Here is a 17,436-nt window from a genome sequence, read left to right as displayed (position 1 = left end):
AATCAAAAGAATTTAAGCGATGATTATAGAGACAGAAGAAGAGTTAATCGGAATGAAAAAAGTCAGCGAAGCTGTGGCCGTTACTCTTAAAGAGATGAAAGATTATGTAAGACCTGGAATGTCAACAAAAGAATTGGACGATTTTGGTGCGAAGATTATGCACAAATTTGGTTGCAAATCGGCTCCTTTCGAAACATATCAATTTCCTGGTTATACTTGCTTAAGCGTGAATGAAGAAATTTGTCACGGAATTCCAAGAACCGATAAAATTTTGAAAGACGGGGATGTGATTAATATTGATGTTTCTGGAGAATTAGGAGGTTTTTGGGCAGACAATGGGGGGTCTATTGTTGTTGGAGAAGATGCAAATGGGTATCAAAAAATTGTTGATGCATCTATTTCTGCTTTACAAAAAGCTATTGGAGCTGTAAAATCTGGTGTTAAAATTGCTGATATTGGTGGAATTATAGAAAAAGAAGCAAAAAAACATCATTATCATGTGATCGAAAACTTAACAGGACATGGAGTTGGTCGTTCTTTACATGAAGAACCGTTAGATTTGATGAACTTCAGAGATCCAGATGATAAACGTCGATTCCGTAAAAATTCTGTGATTGCGTTGGAAACTTTTATCTCAGAAAATTCTTATGAAGCAATTGAACAAGCTGATGGTTGGACAATGATAGGAAATGCTCCTGGTGTTTTTGCACAACACGAACATACTGTTTTGGTTACTTCAGAAGGTCCTATGATTTTGACGCACATGAATGGTAATTGGTAAAATTATATGAAGAGAAACGAATATATTAAAGTAGACCGAGAAGTGGTCAAAAAAATGAGCGAAGATATTCAGGCTTATTTAACAGAAAATAAGTTGGAACGTGTAAAAACGAAGGATATGATGCCTTTCTTAATTGAAAAAGGATATTTTCCTCACGATCGAAAAAAAGGATATCCTTTGCGTCAAATTCTAACAGATTTGAAAAAATCGGAAGAATTACATTTATTACCGCAAGCATTTCCAGAATATTTGGAAATTGAAAATAAAAAAACATCTACCTACTGGTATTTCAGTCCAGTGAAATAATATTAAACACTTCTATTGAAGTGTTTTTTTATTGTTAACGAATTCAAAATCTTTACTTTTTGGAATATTAATTGATACAATTTGAATGTTTTTTAGTTGAAAAAATCATGTTTTTTGATTTCTTATCTTATGTCAATGAAATCTAGTTGATGACTGAGCTAAATTTGTCTTATCAAAATAATTAATTAAAAACAATCAAATAATCATTCGTTATGAAAAAATTATTATTCACGTTAATGTTATCAGCAGCTTCAATGTCTGCATTCGCTCAAAATTATACTAATGATAAAGCGCATTCAAAATTAGGCTTTTCGGTATCTCATATGACTATTTCTGATGTTGAAGGTCAATTTCAAAATTTTGATGTTCATTTAAACTTTACAAAAGAAGATTTAAGCGATGCAAAATTTCATGTAGTTGCAGATATCAATTCAATCAATACAGGAGTTGAGGCACGTGATAATCATTTAAAATCACCAGATTTTTTCAATGCAGCAAAAAATTCAAAACTAGAATTCTCTTCAAAAGGAATTACACGTGTTAAAGGAAATCAATTTAAAATGGTTGGTGATTTAACATTAAACGGAGTAACTAAACCAGTTGCATTAAAATTAGTTTATAACGGAAGTATCAACAATAACGGAGTTAAAACGTATGGATTTACAGTAAAAGGAGATGTAAAAAGAAGTGATTTTAATATCGGTGGTAATTTCCCAGAAGCTGTTGTAGGTGATGTTGTTACATTAATATCAAACTTAGAATTTGCAGCTCCAAAAGCTAAATAATAATAAATAAAATTTACTATAAAAATCGTGAATTTCAATACATTAAAATCAATAACTTCAAGTTTTTCTACAACTGATAAAATGCCAGTGTTATTTTTAGGACATGGCTCTCCGATGAACGCAATTGAAGAAAATATTTTTGTAGAAGGTTGGAAGAATATTGGAAAAACAATTCCAAAACCAAACGCAATTGTTTGTATTTCGGCACATTGGGAAACGAAAGGAACTAAAGTTACAGCTTTAGAACAACCCAAAACGATTCACGATTTTTATGGTTTTCCGCAAGCTTTATTCAATGTTGAATATCCAGCACCAGGAAGTCCGGAATTGGCTATAGAGATCAAAAATTTAATTAAAACAACAGATGTCGATTTAGATAAAATGTGGGGATTTGACCATGGTTCTTGGAGTGTGATTAAATTTTTGTATCCAGAAGCAGATGTTCCGATGATAGAACTGAGTTTAGATGTTTATAAAACGCCTAAAGAACATTACGAATTAGCGAAGGAATTAGACGTTTTGCGTAATAAAGGTGTATTAATAGTAGGAAGTGGAAATGTTGTACACAATTTGAGAGCATTAAATTGGAACGAGCCAAATGCTGGTTACGATTGGGCTTACGAAGTAAATGATACCTTCAAGAATATTGTACAGATAGGCAATCATGACGAATTGTTCAATTTTGTACAAAAAGGCAGTGCTTTTAATCTTGCTGTACCATCTATGGAACATTATTTACCATCTATTTACGCATTAGCATTACAAGGAAAAGAAGAAGAAATAACAATTTTTAATGATAAACTAATTTACGGATCATTAGGAATGTTATCATTCAAAATAGGATAAAAATCAATTTAAATAATAAATAAAAACAAAACATTATGGTAACAAAATGGAATTTAGACCCTTCTCATTCAGAAGTTCAATTTAAAGTAAAACATATGGTAATTTCTACAGTAACAGGAAATTTTGATCATTTCAATGCTGGTGTAGAAAGTAATAGCAACGATTTTTCTGATGCAAAATTTGAATTTGATGCAAAAGTAGATTCAATTAATACAAAAAATTCAGACCGTGATGGACATTTAAAATCAGCTGATTTTTTTGCTGCTGAACAATTTCCAGAAATGAAATTTGAAAGTACTTCAGGTATTCAAAATGGAAAAATTGACGGAACTTTAGAAATCCGTGGAGAGAAAAAACCAATCACTTTGAATGCAGATTTTGGTGGAGTTATCACTGATCCATGGGGATTAGAAAGAGCTGGTTTCGAATTTTCAGGAGAAATCAATCGTAAAGATTACGGATTAGGATGGAGCCAAGTAACAGAAGCAGGAGGATTAGTTGTTTCGGATAAAGTAAAATTATTGGTGAATTTAGAGTTTACTCAAGCCCAGTAATTATAATTTTTAATAGCATAAAAAGCCACTTCAAACGAAGTGGCTTTTTATTTAATATCTATAAATTCTCCAACATCAAGATCATTTCACTTTCGATGCGTTGTATCATTTCAGGCGAAATTTCGATTTGATGTTTTACATTTTCAATGGTATTATACGTCAATTCTCCCGTTTCCAAATTCAAATTATATTCAATTTGTCCTTCCCAAGAATTACTCGATTCGTAAAATGAAACCATTTCAAAAGGTAATCTTGGCAAAAGTTCGTCAAAATGTTCTTCTAATTTGATTCGATTTTCTTGATTAATAGTTAGTTTTTCCATCCTTTTACAATCATTGTATTTGCAGAAGTTTCGTAGAAAATAATTGCTAAAAGTTGTAAAAATTCAGCATGATTTAGCTTTCCAGCAACCACTTCATCAATATCTGCCTCGTAATATTCTTCAATTGTTTTGGTCATTAAGGCTTTAAAATTCTCCAACGGAATATTTTGATCTTTCAGTTCATTTAATAAATAATTATCCGAAGCTAAAAAGTCTGCACGAGTTCCAAAAATAGGAGATTTACGAATGTTTAATGCATTATGGAAAGTTTGCGAAATCAAAATACCACGCTCCAATTCTTCGAATTCCCAACCTTTACGAACTTTTCTCGGATTATTTTCATAAAAAATATGGTTGTGGAAAGCGTGAATATGTTTCGCAATATCCGTGTTGGTATGTAAATATAGAAACTGCAAAATCGAACTAAACAAATGATTTGCATTCAGATTCGCAGGATAATATGTGTACAATAATGGATAATGAAACAATGTTGTATACAAAGGCGAAAAACTATCAATAATGTTCAAATTCAATACATTTATCCCTTCAAAATCTATTTTCTGATTTGTTTGATAATAATTAATTCCAGTCAAATAAATATCCTCATAGCTCAATTCAAATTGATTAAGATATGATCCAATTTGTTTGAAAAAAGAAGTATTTAAGTTATGATTTGTAACTAATTTATATTGTTTATTTTTAAATTCTTCGATAAAATCTAATTTAAACTCTGACTTTAAATTATCATTGATAACCTTATCAAAATCAAATGATTTATTTCTAATTGAATTTACATAAATTTCATTGTATGTATAAATAATTTGCTTGATTGGAGCTGTGTCTAAAGCTTCAAGAGGATTAATGTCAGCATTTGGCGTAGCATACAACGTAAACAAACGACGAAATTCTTGCTGAATCTTTTCTTCTTCCGTAAACATATTCATCAATTGATTGGTGTTCGCAGCAATAATACTTTCACCTAAAAAAAATAAAATACCAGCTTTCAAATCTTCATCAAAACCACATCTTTCAAGGGTTTGATCAAAATAAGTTTTGAATGGATTTTCAGGATTTTGGCTCATATCGAATAATTTTATTTTATCATTTAAAAAAGTAAAAGTATTGATTTTTTGAAGATTTAAAACGAAAAAACCTCTGTTTTACAGAGGTTTTTGAAATTTATTTTAGTGAATTTGTTTAACTTGTTAAAATTCAACCATTGAAGGATTCAATCCAGAAAAACCATCAGCTGACATTTCATCAATCGCTTTTACATCTTCTGCGCTCAATTTAAAACTATTAGAAGTTAAATTTGCTTCAATGTTTTTTTCTGAAGAGGAGCGAGGAAGTGGTAAAATTTCTTTCGCCAAACAATAATTAATACAAATTTGACCAACCGAAACATTGTTTTTTTCCGCCAAAGAAACAATTAATTCGTTCTCTAAAATTCTTCCTGAACCTAGTGGACTCCATGCTTCAACCAACAAATCGTGTTGTTTACAAAAATTGACTAATTCTGGTTGCGAATGACCTGGATGAATCTCAATTTGATTAACCATTGGTTTGATTTTAGCTGTTTCAAATAAAGCTTCCAAATGATTGATATTGAAATTACTTACACCAATAGCTTTTGCTTTTCCAGATTTGTAAATTTCCTCAAAAGCTCGCCAAGTTTCAGCATTCAATTCTGCCCAATTATCAGGAAATTGTGTTTCATTTGCAGGCCAATGAATCAAATATAAATCCAAATAGTCAGTCTGTAAATCAGCTAAAGTTTGCTCAAATGCACCCATTGCTTTTTCGTATCCACGCTCAGAATTCCAACATTTAGATGTTATAAATAATTTGCTACGATCTACATTTTCAGCTTTGAGAACAGCGCCAATTTCTTTTTCATTTTTGTAGATTGCTGCTGTGTCAATATGAGTATATCCTTTTTTTAGCGCTATTTTTAGAGGTTCTGTAACTTTTTCACCTTCTAATAACCATGTTCCAAATCCGATTGCAGGAATTTCGATTCCATTTGATAGTTTAAAGTTTTCCATTTTTTCAATATTTATATATTCAAATTTATCTCAAAACAACCAATTTCAATAATTAGTAGACGTTAATTCTTATGTTAAAACTCATTTATAGAAATCTTAAATTTAATTGTTTGTTAATAAAATAGTTCTATATTTATTCTCGAAAAGTGGTAGGAAAAAATATTAAAAATGACACAATTTACAGGTACGATTGAGGATTTTATGAATATGCATGAAGAATTTATCAATGCTTTAATTCTGAGAAAAATCAATCAACAAGTTGTATTAGATAAGAAAGATGCAGAAGATATTCAGCAAAATGAATTTATTCAACAAAAATTAGATGATTTAAAAGAACATATGATTGATTTGTTCGAAAATGAATTTGGTGATTGGGAAATTACAATGGATTTAGAATCTTTTGAGCAAGAATTTGTCAAACATTTTCAGATTTCGAAGCAAGAATTAGAAGATAATGTACTGTTGAAGTAAGTGATTATGGAAGAAAAACAGATTTTATATGTAGATTTCGCAACTTTAAGACAATCGTATATAGAAGTTAAAAATTTTCTAGAAAAAACAACAAAAGAAAAAGTTGAAAATGTTGATATTCTGATTGAGGAAGATTTATTTTTATCAGGATTAGATAATGAATCACTTTTGATAGCGTTTATAGAAAAATATGATATTGATTTTTCTAAATTTGATTATTCAAAACATTTTTTGTCAGAAGGAGAATTAGCGAATGGATTCCAAGTTCTCTTCAATATGGTTTTTCTTCCGTTATATTCTCTGTTTTGGTTAATAAAAGAATTTACTTTTGATCTGATTAACCTAAATAAATATTTGATTAAGATTGTGAAATTATTTTCAACTAATCAAAGAGAAACTCTTGATATGAGTTTTGGAGATTTGTTAACTTCTTATATCAACAAGAAATATACGTTAAGAAGTAATGTAAAATTTGTTTTGCATAACTGCTAAATAAATATCTAGATTAAAAATTATTAATGTTCACAACATTTAAACCTAATAACAAACTACTAAAAAAGTATATTGATTATTATTATGTTGATATTAAACATGATAATACATTAACTGTATATGATTGTTTTCCACATTATAATAATACGATTTCTGTTTACAAATCGCATGAATATATAGAAGAAAATACGGTTTACAAACAAAATGGCATTCCTCTTCAAATTTTTACTCCTCTACGATCAGATGTTTTACACATTCAGCAAATTGGTTCAGTTGAACGGTTTGTAATGGTTTTTAAACCTTTTGGAATCAATCAATTTCTGACTAATATAGATTTCTCAAGTATTATAGATGATTTAGATTTTTTCAATGAAGATGAATGCAATCATTTGTTTAATCACATAAAATCTGAAGAATTTATTTCAATAATTGAGACTATTTTATTGAATAAAATAACTAGAATTGAAAATGTAATTATAGAAAATTCAATAGATTATATTTTTAAACATTATGATGATTTTACAGTTAATCAACTTGCTGATTATTTAGGTTTTAGTCGAAAACATATCAATAGAGTTTTCAAAGAAAATATTGGAGTTTCCATTAAAAATTTTCATGAAATAGTTTTATTTAGAAAAACTATTGAAGAGAAATTGTTACATAATCCTGATGAGACATTTACGTCGATTGCACATAAATTAAATTTTACGGATCAATCTCATTTTAATAGATTGTATAAAAAATTTGTTTCAGAATCACCCAATCAATTTTATAAAAATGGACAACTAATAGGGGAGCAAGATACTTTTTGGAGATTCTATAAAGATTAAAAATGTCCCAATTTTACAAGTTTTTTATGTTTGTTGATTCTATTTTTATACAAAATTCAACCCATGAAAAATTATATCTTTATAATTATTACATTTCTATCCACACAGATTTTTAGCCAAGAAACTTATTCAAATTTAATTTCAAAAGCTGAAAATCTAATTGAAGAAGACAAAAAGGATTTAGCCTTAGATTACTATACAAAAGCATTTAATCTACATAAAGACAGTATTAATAGTTTCGATTTATATGATGCTGCGGAACTTTCTAACGAAGTTAATCAAGCTACTCAATGTTTTGATTTTTTAGAAAAGTTAGTTAAGAAAAATTCTAAACCTTTTCCTGGTTGGTATTTTATTTTAGATAAAGATTCTAGAATAAAGTTTAAAAACTTATTAAAAGATAACCGTTGGTTGAATTTAGTAGAAACTTCAAATAAAATATCTAAAAAATTTTATGATAGTATTCAATTGACAAATGATGAATTTTTTAGAACTAAGAAATCAAGTAATGTAGATATTAATGATAAGGAAAAACTTTATAAAAGTTTAAGAAATTCTTCATCTTATTTATCGAAGAAAGAACAAAATTATTCTATTTTTTTTCCTATCAATGACACTTTAAAATCTTCTTATTTTATTCATTTACCTAAAAATTATAATCCAAATAAGAAATATACAATGCTTATTTTTCTTCATGGAGCTGTAAATTATAATGAGTTGAGAACATTTTCTACAGATGATAATTTAAAAGGTTGGAATAGATTTTATACAAAATATGCTAATAAACATGATGTTATTTTAGTATTTCCTCAAGCTGATAAAAATTACAACTGGTTAACTTCAGATAAAGGATTCTACATGATTCCAGAAATAATTCGTCAAATAAAATCAACAATTAATGTAGATGATAATAAAGTATTTTTAACGGGACATTCTAATGGAGCAAGTGGTTCTTTTAATTATTTAGTAAAACAACCCACTTCTTTTGCAGGTTTTTATGGCTTTAATACGCAGCCAATTGTTAGAACAGGAGGAACGTTTGTTCAAAATATATTGAATCGTTCTTATATAAATTTCTCTACAGATTTAGATTATTATTTTCCACCACAAGCAAACGATGATTTAACTGCATTGATGCAATCATTAAATATTGATTATAAAGATTATCGATATAATGGTTATCCACATTGGTTTCCAGAATTTAATGGTTCAGAAGCTGCGTATAAAATATTATTTGATGATTTAATGAATAGAAAAAGAAATCCATTTCCGAAGAAATTAATTTGGGAAACAGATGATGTGAAATATGGAAAAGTAGATTGGATAGAGATCACAAAACTGGATACAATTTCAACTAAAAAAGAGTGGCAAAAAAATTATAATTTCAAAATAACTAAATGGTTAGAATATGATAATAATGATAGTCTACAAATAAAAGATGTGGATAAAATGGCTTTTAATTTTCCTCGTAAATCAGGTTTAATCAAAGCAATTTATTCAAAAAATAGATTTGATATTGAAACATCTTCTGTAAAATCATTTCGATTATATATTTCTCCTGAGATGATTAATCTAAGTAAGAAATTGAAAATTTATGCAAATAATAAATTGATATACAATCAAAAAGTAGATTATAATTCATTTTTTATGAAAGAAAATTTCAATAAAAACATTGACAAAGAACAAGTTTGGATTAATTCTATTGATTTTGAATTATAAATAACATCACTAAAAAAACATGATTATGAAAAAAATATTCTTACTAATTATATTCTTTTTTATTACTTTTCTTAATGCTCAATCTTATGAGGAAAAAACAATTATACTTCAAGAATTGTTAAAAGATAAAAAATATTGTGAAGCACATAAAATTTTTGAACAAATTCTGAATAATGAAAATCGAAACCCTTATGATTTTTATTATGGAGCAATCTCTTCCGTAAATTGTAATAAACCAACTCAAGCATTAGATTGGTTAGAAATGGCAGTTCAAAAAGGTTTAGGTTCTACCAAAGAAGAAGTTGATTATCTTTCTAATGATGAAAATTTTTCTAAAATTTTTTCTGATTCAAAATGGAATAATTTAGTTTCTGTTATGAAAGAGAAATTAAAAGAAAAAGAACTTCGTGAAGAAAAATTAAATGCAGATTGGTTAAAAAGTATAACTAACAATCGAGTAAAAAATAAAACAGATCAGCCAAATGCAGGATTTGCTTTATATACAAACAATGTAGATTCTATCAAAGTTCCTTATTTAGTTTTAATTCCTAAAAGTTATTCGTCTAAAAAGCCTTCAAGAGTGATTGTTTATTTGCATGGAGGAGTGGTGAGTACAGAAAATTTTACTCATAATAATTATCAAATACAGCAAGAACCTATATTTTCTTTGGCAGATGAATACAATGCTATTATTCTGTATCCATTTGGAAAAAAAGATTTCGGATGGGTAAATCAAGAAAGAGCTTTTGAAAATGTCTTATCGATTGTAAAAGAAGTTGAAAAAAAATATTCTATAAACAAGAAAGAAATTTATCTTGGAGGAATGTCAAATGGCGGTTCAGCAACATTTTGGTTTGCTACAAATCATTCAAATTTGTTTAAAGGTTTTTATGCTTTTTCTGCAGATCCAAAACTAAAAATCGAAGAGATTAACTTTTCGAAAATCAAAAAACCTTTTTATATGTTAAATACTAAAGATGATAACGTTTTTAAATTTGAGGAAGTGGAATCAATTTATTTAAAAGAACATAACAAAAATTGGCATTTAGAATCATTAGAAAAGGGTAATCATGGTTTTATTTACCAAGAAAACGGAACAGAAATAATGAAAAAATTATTAGATAAATTAATAATGGAATAAACTAAATCTTCATGAAATCTTCTTCCAACAAGTCTTCTAATGGACTTTGCATCAAAGATTGTGGTAAATTTCGGAAAGCAAAATTTCGGAAATTCATTAAGAATTTATTATCAACTTGAGCAACTTTTCCAGCTAAACGAGAAGTATCGATAATATAATGTGTACGTTTCAAACGACGTAAATTATAATGTTCAAAAGCTAATAAAACATCAGTATCTTTTTTGATTAGTTCATCATACAAAACACAAACATCTTCCACTGCCATACATGCGCCCTGTCCCATGTTTGGTGTGGTTGCATGTGCTGCATCTCCAATTAATAAGACACGATTAAATGCATAATTATTAATCGGTTTAATATCCATAATTGGTGTTGCTATGATGCTTTCTGGATTTGTTTTTTGTAAAGTATTTCTGATTTGTCCCGAATAATCTTTGAACTGATTTTTAATATCACTTAAAGTGTAGTTGTAGACTTCAGAATTTAGTTTTGTATTGACACAAGCATACCAATAAATTTGATTATTAATTAATGGTGTCAAACCAAATCGACCATTCGGTCCCCAAGTTTCGATACTTTTCTTTGAGTTGTAAGATTTATCTTCCACAATGGCACGCCAACAATTATATCCTGCATAACGAGGTGTTGAATGTTTTAACAATTGTTGACGAATTGTAGAATTTATCCCATCAGCACCAATTAAATAATCACCTTCGGTAGAAGTTCCATCTTCAAAATGAAGCACAACTTTCTCAAAAGATTGTTCAAATAATTTTATTTTTTTTGACGTTTTAATTTTATTGGAATCAATTTTTGAAACTAAAAAGTGATGTAAATCTGCTCGATGAATAGCAAAATTTCCGTTGTTATAGTTTTTTCTTAATCGTTCTGTATCTGCTTTTAGAATTGTTTTTTCTTTCCAGTCTTGAATTTCAAAATCCTCTAACATATGTCCCAAAGGCACAACTTCTTCCGCTAAACCAAGAATCTCAAATGCTTTCATTGCATTAGAAGCCAAACCAAAACCAGCACCAATTCCACGAACTTCTGACGAAGCTTCGAAGATTTCGTAGTCATAATTTAAATCTTGCAAAGCTTTTGCTAAAGTTAAACCTGCAATTCCTGCACCAGCGATTAAAAATTTTTTACTCATTGATAAAAATAAAGTTCAAAATTAATCATTCTACTATAAACCAAAAAGAAAAGCGAATCAAATTGATTCGCTTTTCTTAAGTTATTTTGTCGAAAATTATTGTTCGTTAAAATATTTGTAGAAATATGGAATAGTTTCAATTCCTTTATAGAAATTGAATAAACCATAATGTTCGTTAGGAGAGTGGATAACGTCAGAGTTTAATCCGAATCCCATTAAAACAGATTTTGTTCCTAATTCTTCTTCGAATAAAGCAACAATTGGAATAGATCCTCCAGCTCTTTCAGCTAACGCTTCTTTCTCAAAAGTTTCAGCTAATGCTTTTTTAGCAGCGATAAAACCTGGGTGATTAGTTGGTAAAATATAAGGTTTACCTCCGTGATGTGGCTTTACTTTAACTTCTACAGAAGATGGCGCTAACGTTGGGAAATAATCTGCAAATTGTTTTGTTACAACTTCTGGATCTTGTCCTGGAACTAAACGCATCGAGATTTTAGCATATGCATGAGAAGGAATAACTGTTTTAGCACCTTCACCAATGTATCCTCCCCAAATTCCGTTTACATCTAAAGTAGGACGAATAGACGCTCTCTCGATTGTAGAAAAACCTTCTTCTCCTTGGATATCAGCGATACCAATAGATTTTTTGTATTCTTCAACATCAAATGGAATTTTTGCTAAATCTGCTCTTTCATCTTCTGTTAATTCAAGAATTGGCTCGTAAAAACCTGGAATTGTAATGTGACCTTTTTCATTAATTAATTTTCCAATCATTGTTGCTAAAACATTAATCGGATTTGGAACAGCCCCACCATAAACACCAGAGTGCATATCGCGATTAGCTCCTTTTACCTCAACTTCTACATAAGATAAACCACGTAAACCAACTGATATAGAAGGTTGTTCGTTTGAAATCATAGAAGTATCAGAAATCAAAATTACATCATTCTTTAATTTCTCTTTATTGTTTTTAACGAAATTTACTAATGAAGGAGAACCAACTTCTTCTTCACCTTCGATCATAAATTTAACGTTACAAGGTAATTCGTTTGATTTGTTTAAAGCCTCAAAAGCTTTAACGTGCATAAACATTTGACCTTTATCATCAGCAGAACCACGAGCAAAAATTGCTCCGTCAGGATGAATTTCTGTCTTTTTGATTACTGGCTCGTATGGTCCAGATTCCCATAATTCTAAAGGATCAGCTGGTTGTACATCGTAATGTCCGTAAACTAAAACAGTAGGTTTTGAAGCGTCAACTATTTTTTCTCCGTAAACAACAGGAAAACCTTCTGTTTCGCATACTTCAACATTATCAGCACCTGCTTCTTTTAAATATTTTGCAACCATTTCGGCAGCATCATTTACGTCTTGTGTGTAGGCTGGATCAGCACTAACTGAAGGAATTTTAAGTAATTCGATTAATTCATCAAGAAAACGTTGTTTATTCTCTTGTATAAATTGTTGCGTATTGTTCATCTTTGTTTGTTATGAATAATAGGTAAATTTAAAAATAAAATCTTGATTAGACTTTCTTTTTCAAGAAAAATATAATGCGAAAACCTTTGTATCTTTGCAAAAAATTAGACAATGATATTATATAATACAACTTTTATTGTTGAACAAGAGGTGCATGACGATTGGTTTGAGTGGATTCAGAAAGAGCATATTAATGATTATTTGAAATCAAATTGTTTTATTGGAGCTCGTTTAGGAAAAATAACTTCTCATGTAGAACCAGGTGCAGTTTCTTATTCGTTGCAATTATTTGTGAATGATGAATTGACTTTAGATAAATTCAAGAATAATTTTTTATCAGAAATCAAGCAAAAATGTTTGCAAAAATATGCGACTAAAGTACTAAGTTTCGAAAGTGAAATGGAACATATAGGAGATTATAATTAAACAAAAGCTCGAGAATTTTCTCGAGCTTTTGTTTAATTTTTTTTCATTAATATTGAGTCCAATGATGAGTTATAATAAAATCACGAACATATTCTTCTAGTTTTGGTAGACCATAATAGTTGTTTTCTTGCCAATAAGAACCTGATCCAAGTAATTTTTCTGGTTTTTCTCCATACCATTCATCAAATTTATCATTCAAATATTTTTTTAAAATTATCAATTAATATTTTATTTCCAAAAGGCAAGGATGATATTTTAATACTGTCAAAATTAGGTTCAATCTTATTGTTAGTTACTTTTTCGATTACTGTATTTTCTTTACTCTCTTTACAAGAAAATGATAATAGTATAGTGAAAATAATGAATAGATGTTTCATATTGTTATAGGTTTTTTCTTTTACTTTTATTGTTTCTGCACCAGCATGTAAATGATGTTTATGTCCACCTTCTCCTTTAAATGTTATAGCATTTTTGGGTTGAATTAATTTCATATTAGCACTGTAATAGAAACTATTAAAACCGAAATAAGCTAAGGCATCAATAAATTCTTGTGTTTTACTTCCAGATAAATATTCAGTATCTATACTTTGACCATTAACATGACTTACACTAGGGAAACATGTTCCATCTTTCTGCAGCACCTCCAGAAATAATGGTGAAATTACCCTTGGCTAAAGCGCCAATTAGAGCTGCAATGATTTCACCCTTTAATAACAAAAACTTAATTCAATTTCTTTACATTTATTATTTTTCCATTTAATCCATTTAGTTTCTTCTTTATGGTCTTCAAAATAATCACAATTAGCACTAGATACAGATTTTACTAACATTGAGTCATTTTTTATTCTATTATTTCTTTGTATTTAGGGTTATACCCTTCTTTTCTTATATGTAAGTGATGGTGATGACCTGCTGATTTTGTTGATTTTTTTTAAAAATTTGATTTCAATACTCTAATTTTTCTATAAATTTTATATCGCCAGTTTCTAGATTAATTTTATATTTATTCCATCCATCTATTCCTAAAGCATCTTCGCTATGATTAGTAAAAGTCTCTAAATGCCATAAAATCATATCACTATTAATATAAGATAAACATTCTAGTCTTTGCTTATTATCAGGAACATTTTCATCCCATTGATATTTATAAAATAGAATTGAAGCTATTTTTTTATTACTCTTAAAAGTTTGTAATTCAATTTCTATATGATCTTCTTTTATAGTTTTTTTAACTAATCTTAAAACAATATTATTTAGTTTCTCTTCTACAATTGTATCTTCTTTTTGAAAATTTATAAATTTTTTATTCATATTTTGTAGTATCTCCTCATATATATCAAAATATTTAAATCCCCCATCATGGATATTTTCTATAAATTTTATATCTGAAATTTTAGAATACCCTATCAATAAACTATCATTTATTTTTTCAATTGGTTCATTTACTATATTTATTGGTTCATGTATTTTTCTCTTTTCTTGACAAGAAACTGTAGTGAAAATTGATATTACTAGTATTATAATTATATTTTTTAACATATGAAATTATTGTTTAATTAACTTTATTTTGCTTTCATCAAAACCTGAATGAAGATGATCATTATGATCTGATTTATTTTTTGTTCCCTTATATGTATGAGTTCCATCATTTCCTGTTATTTGATCATTAAAACCAAATTTATTCATAGCTGTGATAAATTCGGTTTGATTAGCTCTATCTATATACAAGGTATCAATACTTTTTCCATTAACATGTGCAACACTAGGAAAACAAGTACCTTCTGCAAAACAACTTCCTGTTGTTATTATATTAGTAAATCCAGTTTCAGCCAACGCCCCAATAAAACCAGCTAATGCATTAGGGCTAGTATATCGTCTTTGTGTATTTGAAAAAGAATACTTCACGACAACACCAGAGTAATTATAATTCAATTCATTAGGCATTTTAACTAATTCAATCTTACCTTTCAGTGATTTATATAAATTCCAAAAATAAATTCCTTTGTTATATCCATATTCGGCAACGTCTCCATTTTCATATATTACTTTTCTAGTTGTTTGTCCTTCAGAAACTTTTTCATCAGAAATAATTTTACTGTGTGTTGGCATAACTTTTCCTTCATTTTTACCTGTTTCTTTTCTTCCTGTGGCATGCCATTTCACTGTACAAATAGTGTATTTCTTATCATCCTTGTCATGATACACATATTTGTATTTATCTTCATAACCACTTTTTATTGTTTTGGGAATATGTCGTTCTATTTCTCCATTTGCGTAAATATGGTATGTAACAACATCATCAGTAACTTCTGTTTTTTGCTTAGCATTGTTATGGAAAAAGTCGTAATTAAAAAATCCTGTTTTTAGCAAATCATAATTCATTTTTCTTTTGTTCCATCCATTGGGCATTGCTTCTGGTTTAGGACGACCATTTAGTAAAGCAGAAATTAGTTCTAAATATTTATCTCCATCCAAAGCAAGCTCATTTAGTGATTTACCTGCAGTTTCTATTCCCCATCTATCTACTGCTTGAGAAGGAGCATTAGGCATTTTCTTGAAAACACTAAACATCCATCCGCCACTATCTAAACAATATTTTATTTGCTCGGCTATAATCTGAGGTTTTCTAATAGCATTTATCCCTATATAATCACTATATGTTTCATATGGTCCTGGTAAATCATAATAATTTTCACCATTTTTTCTCACTCCTGTTAGTTGTAAAATCCCTCTCCCTTTGTAAATACTCTGACTAGAGGCATGATTACTTTTAGTTTCTTCAGACAAGGTAAACGTATCTGTTTCGTGGCAAGCTTGTGCCAAAAAATGTAGCTTTTGTGCACAATGATTTATCTTATATTTCTTGAACATTGCATTCAATTCTTTTGTAAGTGTTGCAAAAGATTTGTCATCAATAGTACAAGGAGCATTTTTATAACCTTCCCAAATAGCTTCTCTTCCTTTTAAGAATTTAACAAGTTCTTTAACATCCGATTCTTTAAAATCTCTATTACAGAAACATTTTTTTTCTTTAGGTTTCTCAGGTGCAGGAGTTTCAATATCATTATAAGAAGACATAGACCTTGCATTCTCAAAAATATCAGCAATAGATTGATATTGAGAAACTACAACGACAGCTGTTTTATTGGTAACAGATTGTTCTTCATAGGTTGCAGTCACGTAGAATCCTATTGCTTTTTTATTACCTATCATCAAATCCATACTATCTGTTGGCGATAATAATTGCATCACATTAAACTGTGTTAATCCAATTCCTTTTTCATTAATATCGATTAATCTAGAATTCATCAAATTAGGTTCACTTTTAATATCTGCATTTATAAAATTAGATTCGCTTTTATTCTCAACATTCCAAACATGTACTTTCACTTGTTTGTTTATCATATTGATACATTCTACTCGTACCGTCAACGAATTGCCAATACCTGCTAAATCTACATTTTTTGCACCTTTATTGTAAAGAACAACTTTTTTTATTTCAGATTTACTTCCTTTTTTAGTTGGAGTTACAAAATAACTCGCAACAAAACTTGCTTTATCTTTTTGTGACAATAATTCTTTCTCTAACTTATAAACATCCAAACGATACTCTACATTATAGCCAAGCGAGTAAGGAACAGTTTGTCCTATTTTCGGAACATTATTTTTTGTAACATTCACAAAAGCACCATTCTTATATTTCTTAAAAATATACCATGCATAAGTCACATTGTTCGTATTATTTGTGAACAAAACTCCGTCCGAATCTATTACCGAATACATTTCTGTAACACCTACAATTGGCTTTTTCTCTCCTATTATCTTCATAGTAAAACCGTTAATAATAATCTACATTTTGCTGAACAATTTGATCTTTAAACTCATCAAAATCAATCACGGGATTATAGATTTGTTGCTCAAAAGAACTCGCATTTTCTACATTTTTTTTACCAATTTCACTTTGCTGTCCATGTTTCAGAATCGTTATTTTTCCTCCAGTTGCGCACATTAATTCAGAAATTTCGGTCAAACAACTTTTATCCATCACTTTAATTTTATCACAAGCTTTTTGCCATTTACCCGCAG

General features: G+C 28.9%; 21 protein-coding genes. 11 read left to right on the top strand and 10 right to left on the bottom strand.

The features are described 5' to 3' along the window. Positions 1–19: 19 nt before the first annotated feature. The 5 genes from map (at position 20) to E4J94_RS14325 (ending at position 3,272) form a co-directional block, all read left to right on the top strand. Positions 20–781 carry a type I methionyl aminopeptidase gene (gene map, locus E4J94_RS14345; protein ID WP_135836479.1) on the top strand — a complete coding sequence of 254 codons (762 nt, stop codon included), beginning with the start codon at positions 20–22 and terminating at the stop codon, positions 779–781. A gap of 6 nt (positions 782–787) precedes the next feature. Next, the gene (locus E4J94_RS14340) at positions 788–1,087 is read left to right on the top strand and encodes a hypothetical protein (protein ID WP_125350083.1); all 300 of its coding nucleotides are present in this window, start codon (positions 788–790) and stop codon (positions 1,085–1,087) included. Positions 1,088–1,299: 212 nt separating this feature from the next. Next, the gene (locus E4J94_RS14335) at positions 1,300–1,872 is read left to right on the top strand and encodes a YceI family protein (protein WP_135836478.1); all 573 of its coding nucleotides are present in this window, start codon (positions 1,300–1,302) and stop codon (positions 1,870–1,872) included. Between the two features lie 27 nt (positions 1,873–1,899). Continuing rightward, positions 1,900–2,718: a 4,5-DOPA-extradiol-dioxygenase gene (gene ygiD / locus E4J94_RS14330; RefSeq protein ID WP_394346083.1), complete on the top strand. Its 819-nt coding sequence runs from the start codon at positions 1,900–1,902 to the stop codon at positions 2,716–2,718. 35 nt (positions 2,719–2,753) lie between these two features. Further along, positions 2,754–3,272: a YceI family protein gene (locus E4J94_RS14325; RefSeq protein ID WP_135836477.1), complete on the top strand. Its 519-nt coding sequence runs from the start codon at positions 2,754–2,756 to the stop codon at positions 3,270–3,272. Positions 3,273–3,330: 58 nt separating this feature from the next. Here E4J94_RS14325 and E4J94_RS14320 read toward each other — a convergent pair whose 3' ends face one another. The 3 genes from E4J94_RS14320 to E4J94_RS14310 all read right to left on the bottom strand — a co-directional run bounded on the left by E4J94_RS14320 (position 3,331) and on the right by E4J94_RS14310 (position 5,639). Continuing rightward, on the bottom strand, positions 3,331–3,594 hold the full coding sequence (locus E4J94_RS14320; protein ID WP_135836476.1) for a hypothetical protein: 264 nt from the start codon (positions 3,592–3,594) through the stop codon (positions 3,331–3,333). After that, entirely contained in the window at positions 3,582–4,676 is a 1,095-nt protein-coding gene (locus tag E4J94_RS14315) for a hypothetical protein (RefSeq protein ID WP_135836475.1), read from the bottom strand. Before E4J94_RS14315 ends, E4J94_RS14320 begins: the two co-directional genes overlap by 13 nt. A gap of 123 nt (positions 4,677–4,799) precedes the next feature. Further along, on the bottom strand, positions 4,800–5,639 hold the full coding sequence (locus E4J94_RS14310; RefSeq protein ID WP_135836474.1) for an aldo/keto reductase: 840 nt from the start codon (positions 5,637–5,639) through the stop codon (positions 4,800–4,802). A 168-nt stretch (positions 5,640–5,807) separates the two neighbouring features. Between E4J94_RS14310 and E4J94_RS14305 the strand changes: the two genes are divergently transcribed. The 5 genes from E4J94_RS14305 to E4J94_RS14285 all read left to right on the top strand — a co-directional run bounded on the left by E4J94_RS14305 (position 5,808) and on the right by E4J94_RS14285 (position 10,292). Continuing rightward, positions 5,808–6,110: a hypothetical protein gene (locus E4J94_RS14305; protein WP_135836473.1), complete on the top strand. Its 303-nt coding sequence runs from the start codon at positions 5,808–5,810 to the stop codon at positions 6,108–6,110. A 6-nt stretch (positions 6,111–6,116) separates the two neighbouring features. Beyond that, complete coding sequence (locus E4J94_RS14300; protein ID WP_135836472.1) at positions 6,117–6,602, top strand: DUF1493 family protein; 486 nt, start codon at positions 6,117–6,119, stop codon at positions 6,600–6,602. A 26-nt stretch (positions 6,603–6,628) separates the two neighbouring features. Further along, the gene (locus E4J94_RS14295) at positions 6,629–7,432 is read left to right on the top strand and encodes a helix-turn-helix domain-containing protein (RefSeq protein ID WP_135836471.1); all 804 of its coding nucleotides are present in this window, start codon (positions 6,629–6,631) and stop codon (positions 7,430–7,432) included. Between the two features lie 63 nt (positions 7,433–7,495). Beyond that, complete coding sequence (locus E4J94_RS14290; RefSeq protein WP_135836470.1) at positions 7,496–9,151, top strand: alpha/beta hydrolase-fold protein; 1,656 nt, start codon at positions 7,496–7,498, stop codon at positions 9,149–9,151. 25 nt (positions 9,152–9,176) lie between these two features. Then, entirely contained in the window at positions 9,177–10,292 is a 1,116-nt protein-coding gene (locus E4J94_RS14285; protein ID WP_168801891.1) for a dienelactone hydrolase family protein, read from the top strand. Position 10,293: 1 nt separating this feature from the next. Here E4J94_RS14285 and E4J94_RS14280 read toward each other — a convergent pair whose 3' ends face one another. Together E4J94_RS14280 and E4J94_RS14275 are read right to left on the bottom strand one after the other, a co-directional pair. Continuing rightward, positions 10,294–11,445 carry an FAD-dependent monooxygenase gene (locus E4J94_RS14280; RefSeq protein WP_135836468.1) on the bottom strand — a complete coding sequence of 384 codons (1,152 nt, stop codon included), beginning with the start codon at positions 11,443–11,445 and terminating at the stop codon, positions 10,294–10,296. A 96-nt stretch (positions 11,446–11,541) separates the two neighbouring features. Beyond that, positions 11,542–12,924: a dipeptidase gene (locus tag E4J94_RS14275; protein ID WP_038334410.1), complete on the bottom strand. Its 1,383-nt coding sequence runs from the start codon at positions 12,922–12,924 to the stop codon at positions 11,542–11,544. A gap of 111 nt (positions 12,925–13,035) precedes the next feature. Here E4J94_RS14275 and E4J94_RS14270 point away from each other — a divergent pair, with 111 nt between their 5' ends. Then, on the top strand, positions 13,036–13,350 hold the full coding sequence (locus E4J94_RS14270; protein ID WP_135836467.1) for a DUF4286 family protein: 315 nt from the start codon (positions 13,036–13,038) through the stop codon (positions 13,348–13,350). 46 nt (positions 13,351–13,396) lie between these two features. Here the strand turns inward: E4J94_RS14270 and E4J94_RS17655 are convergent, their stop codons facing one another. The 5 genes from E4J94_RS17655 to E4J94_RS14250 all read right to left on the bottom strand — a co-directional run. Beyond that, the gene (locus tag E4J94_RS17655; RefSeq protein ID WP_168801890.1) at positions 13,397–13,549 is read right to left on the bottom strand and encodes a hypothetical protein; all 153 of its coding nucleotides are present in this window, start codon (positions 13,547–13,549) and stop codon (positions 13,397–13,399) included. Then, positions 13,542–13,991 carry a hypothetical protein gene (locus E4J94_RS14265; RefSeq protein WP_135836466.1) on the bottom strand — a complete coding sequence of 150 codons (450 nt, stop codon included), beginning with the start codon at positions 13,989–13,991 and terminating at the stop codon, positions 13,542–13,544. The genes E4J94_RS17655 and E4J94_RS14265 overlap by 8 nt, the downstream gene beginning before the upstream one ends. Before the next feature lie 304 nt (positions 13,992–14,295). Continuing rightward, positions 14,296–14,889 (bottom strand): hypothetical protein, encoded by a 594-nt coding sequence (locus tag E4J94_RS14260; RefSeq protein ID WP_135836465.1) that lies wholly within the window; start codon positions 14,887–14,889, stop codon positions 14,296–14,298. 6 nt (positions 14,890–14,895) lie between these two features. Next, on the bottom strand, positions 14,896–17,178 hold the full coding sequence (locus tag E4J94_RS14255; protein WP_135836464.1) for a hypothetical protein: 2,283 nt from the start codon (positions 17,176–17,178) through the stop codon (positions 14,896–14,898). A gap of 10 nt (positions 17,179–17,188) precedes the next feature. Next, positions 17,189–17,436, bottom strand: a 248-nt coding sequence (locus E4J94_RS14250; protein ID WP_135836463.1) for a PAAR-like protein, incomplete at its 5' end; no start/stop codon positions are given.

Origin of the sequence: Empedobacter tilapiae (assembly GCF_004785645.1) — a bacterium.
Lineage (GTDB): Bacteria > Bacteroidota > Bacteroidia > Flavobacteriales > Weeksellaceae > Empedobacter > Empedobacter tilapiae.
Note: the sequence above shows the minus strand (reverse complement) of the source record. Positions and strands in the feature narration are given on the sequence as shown.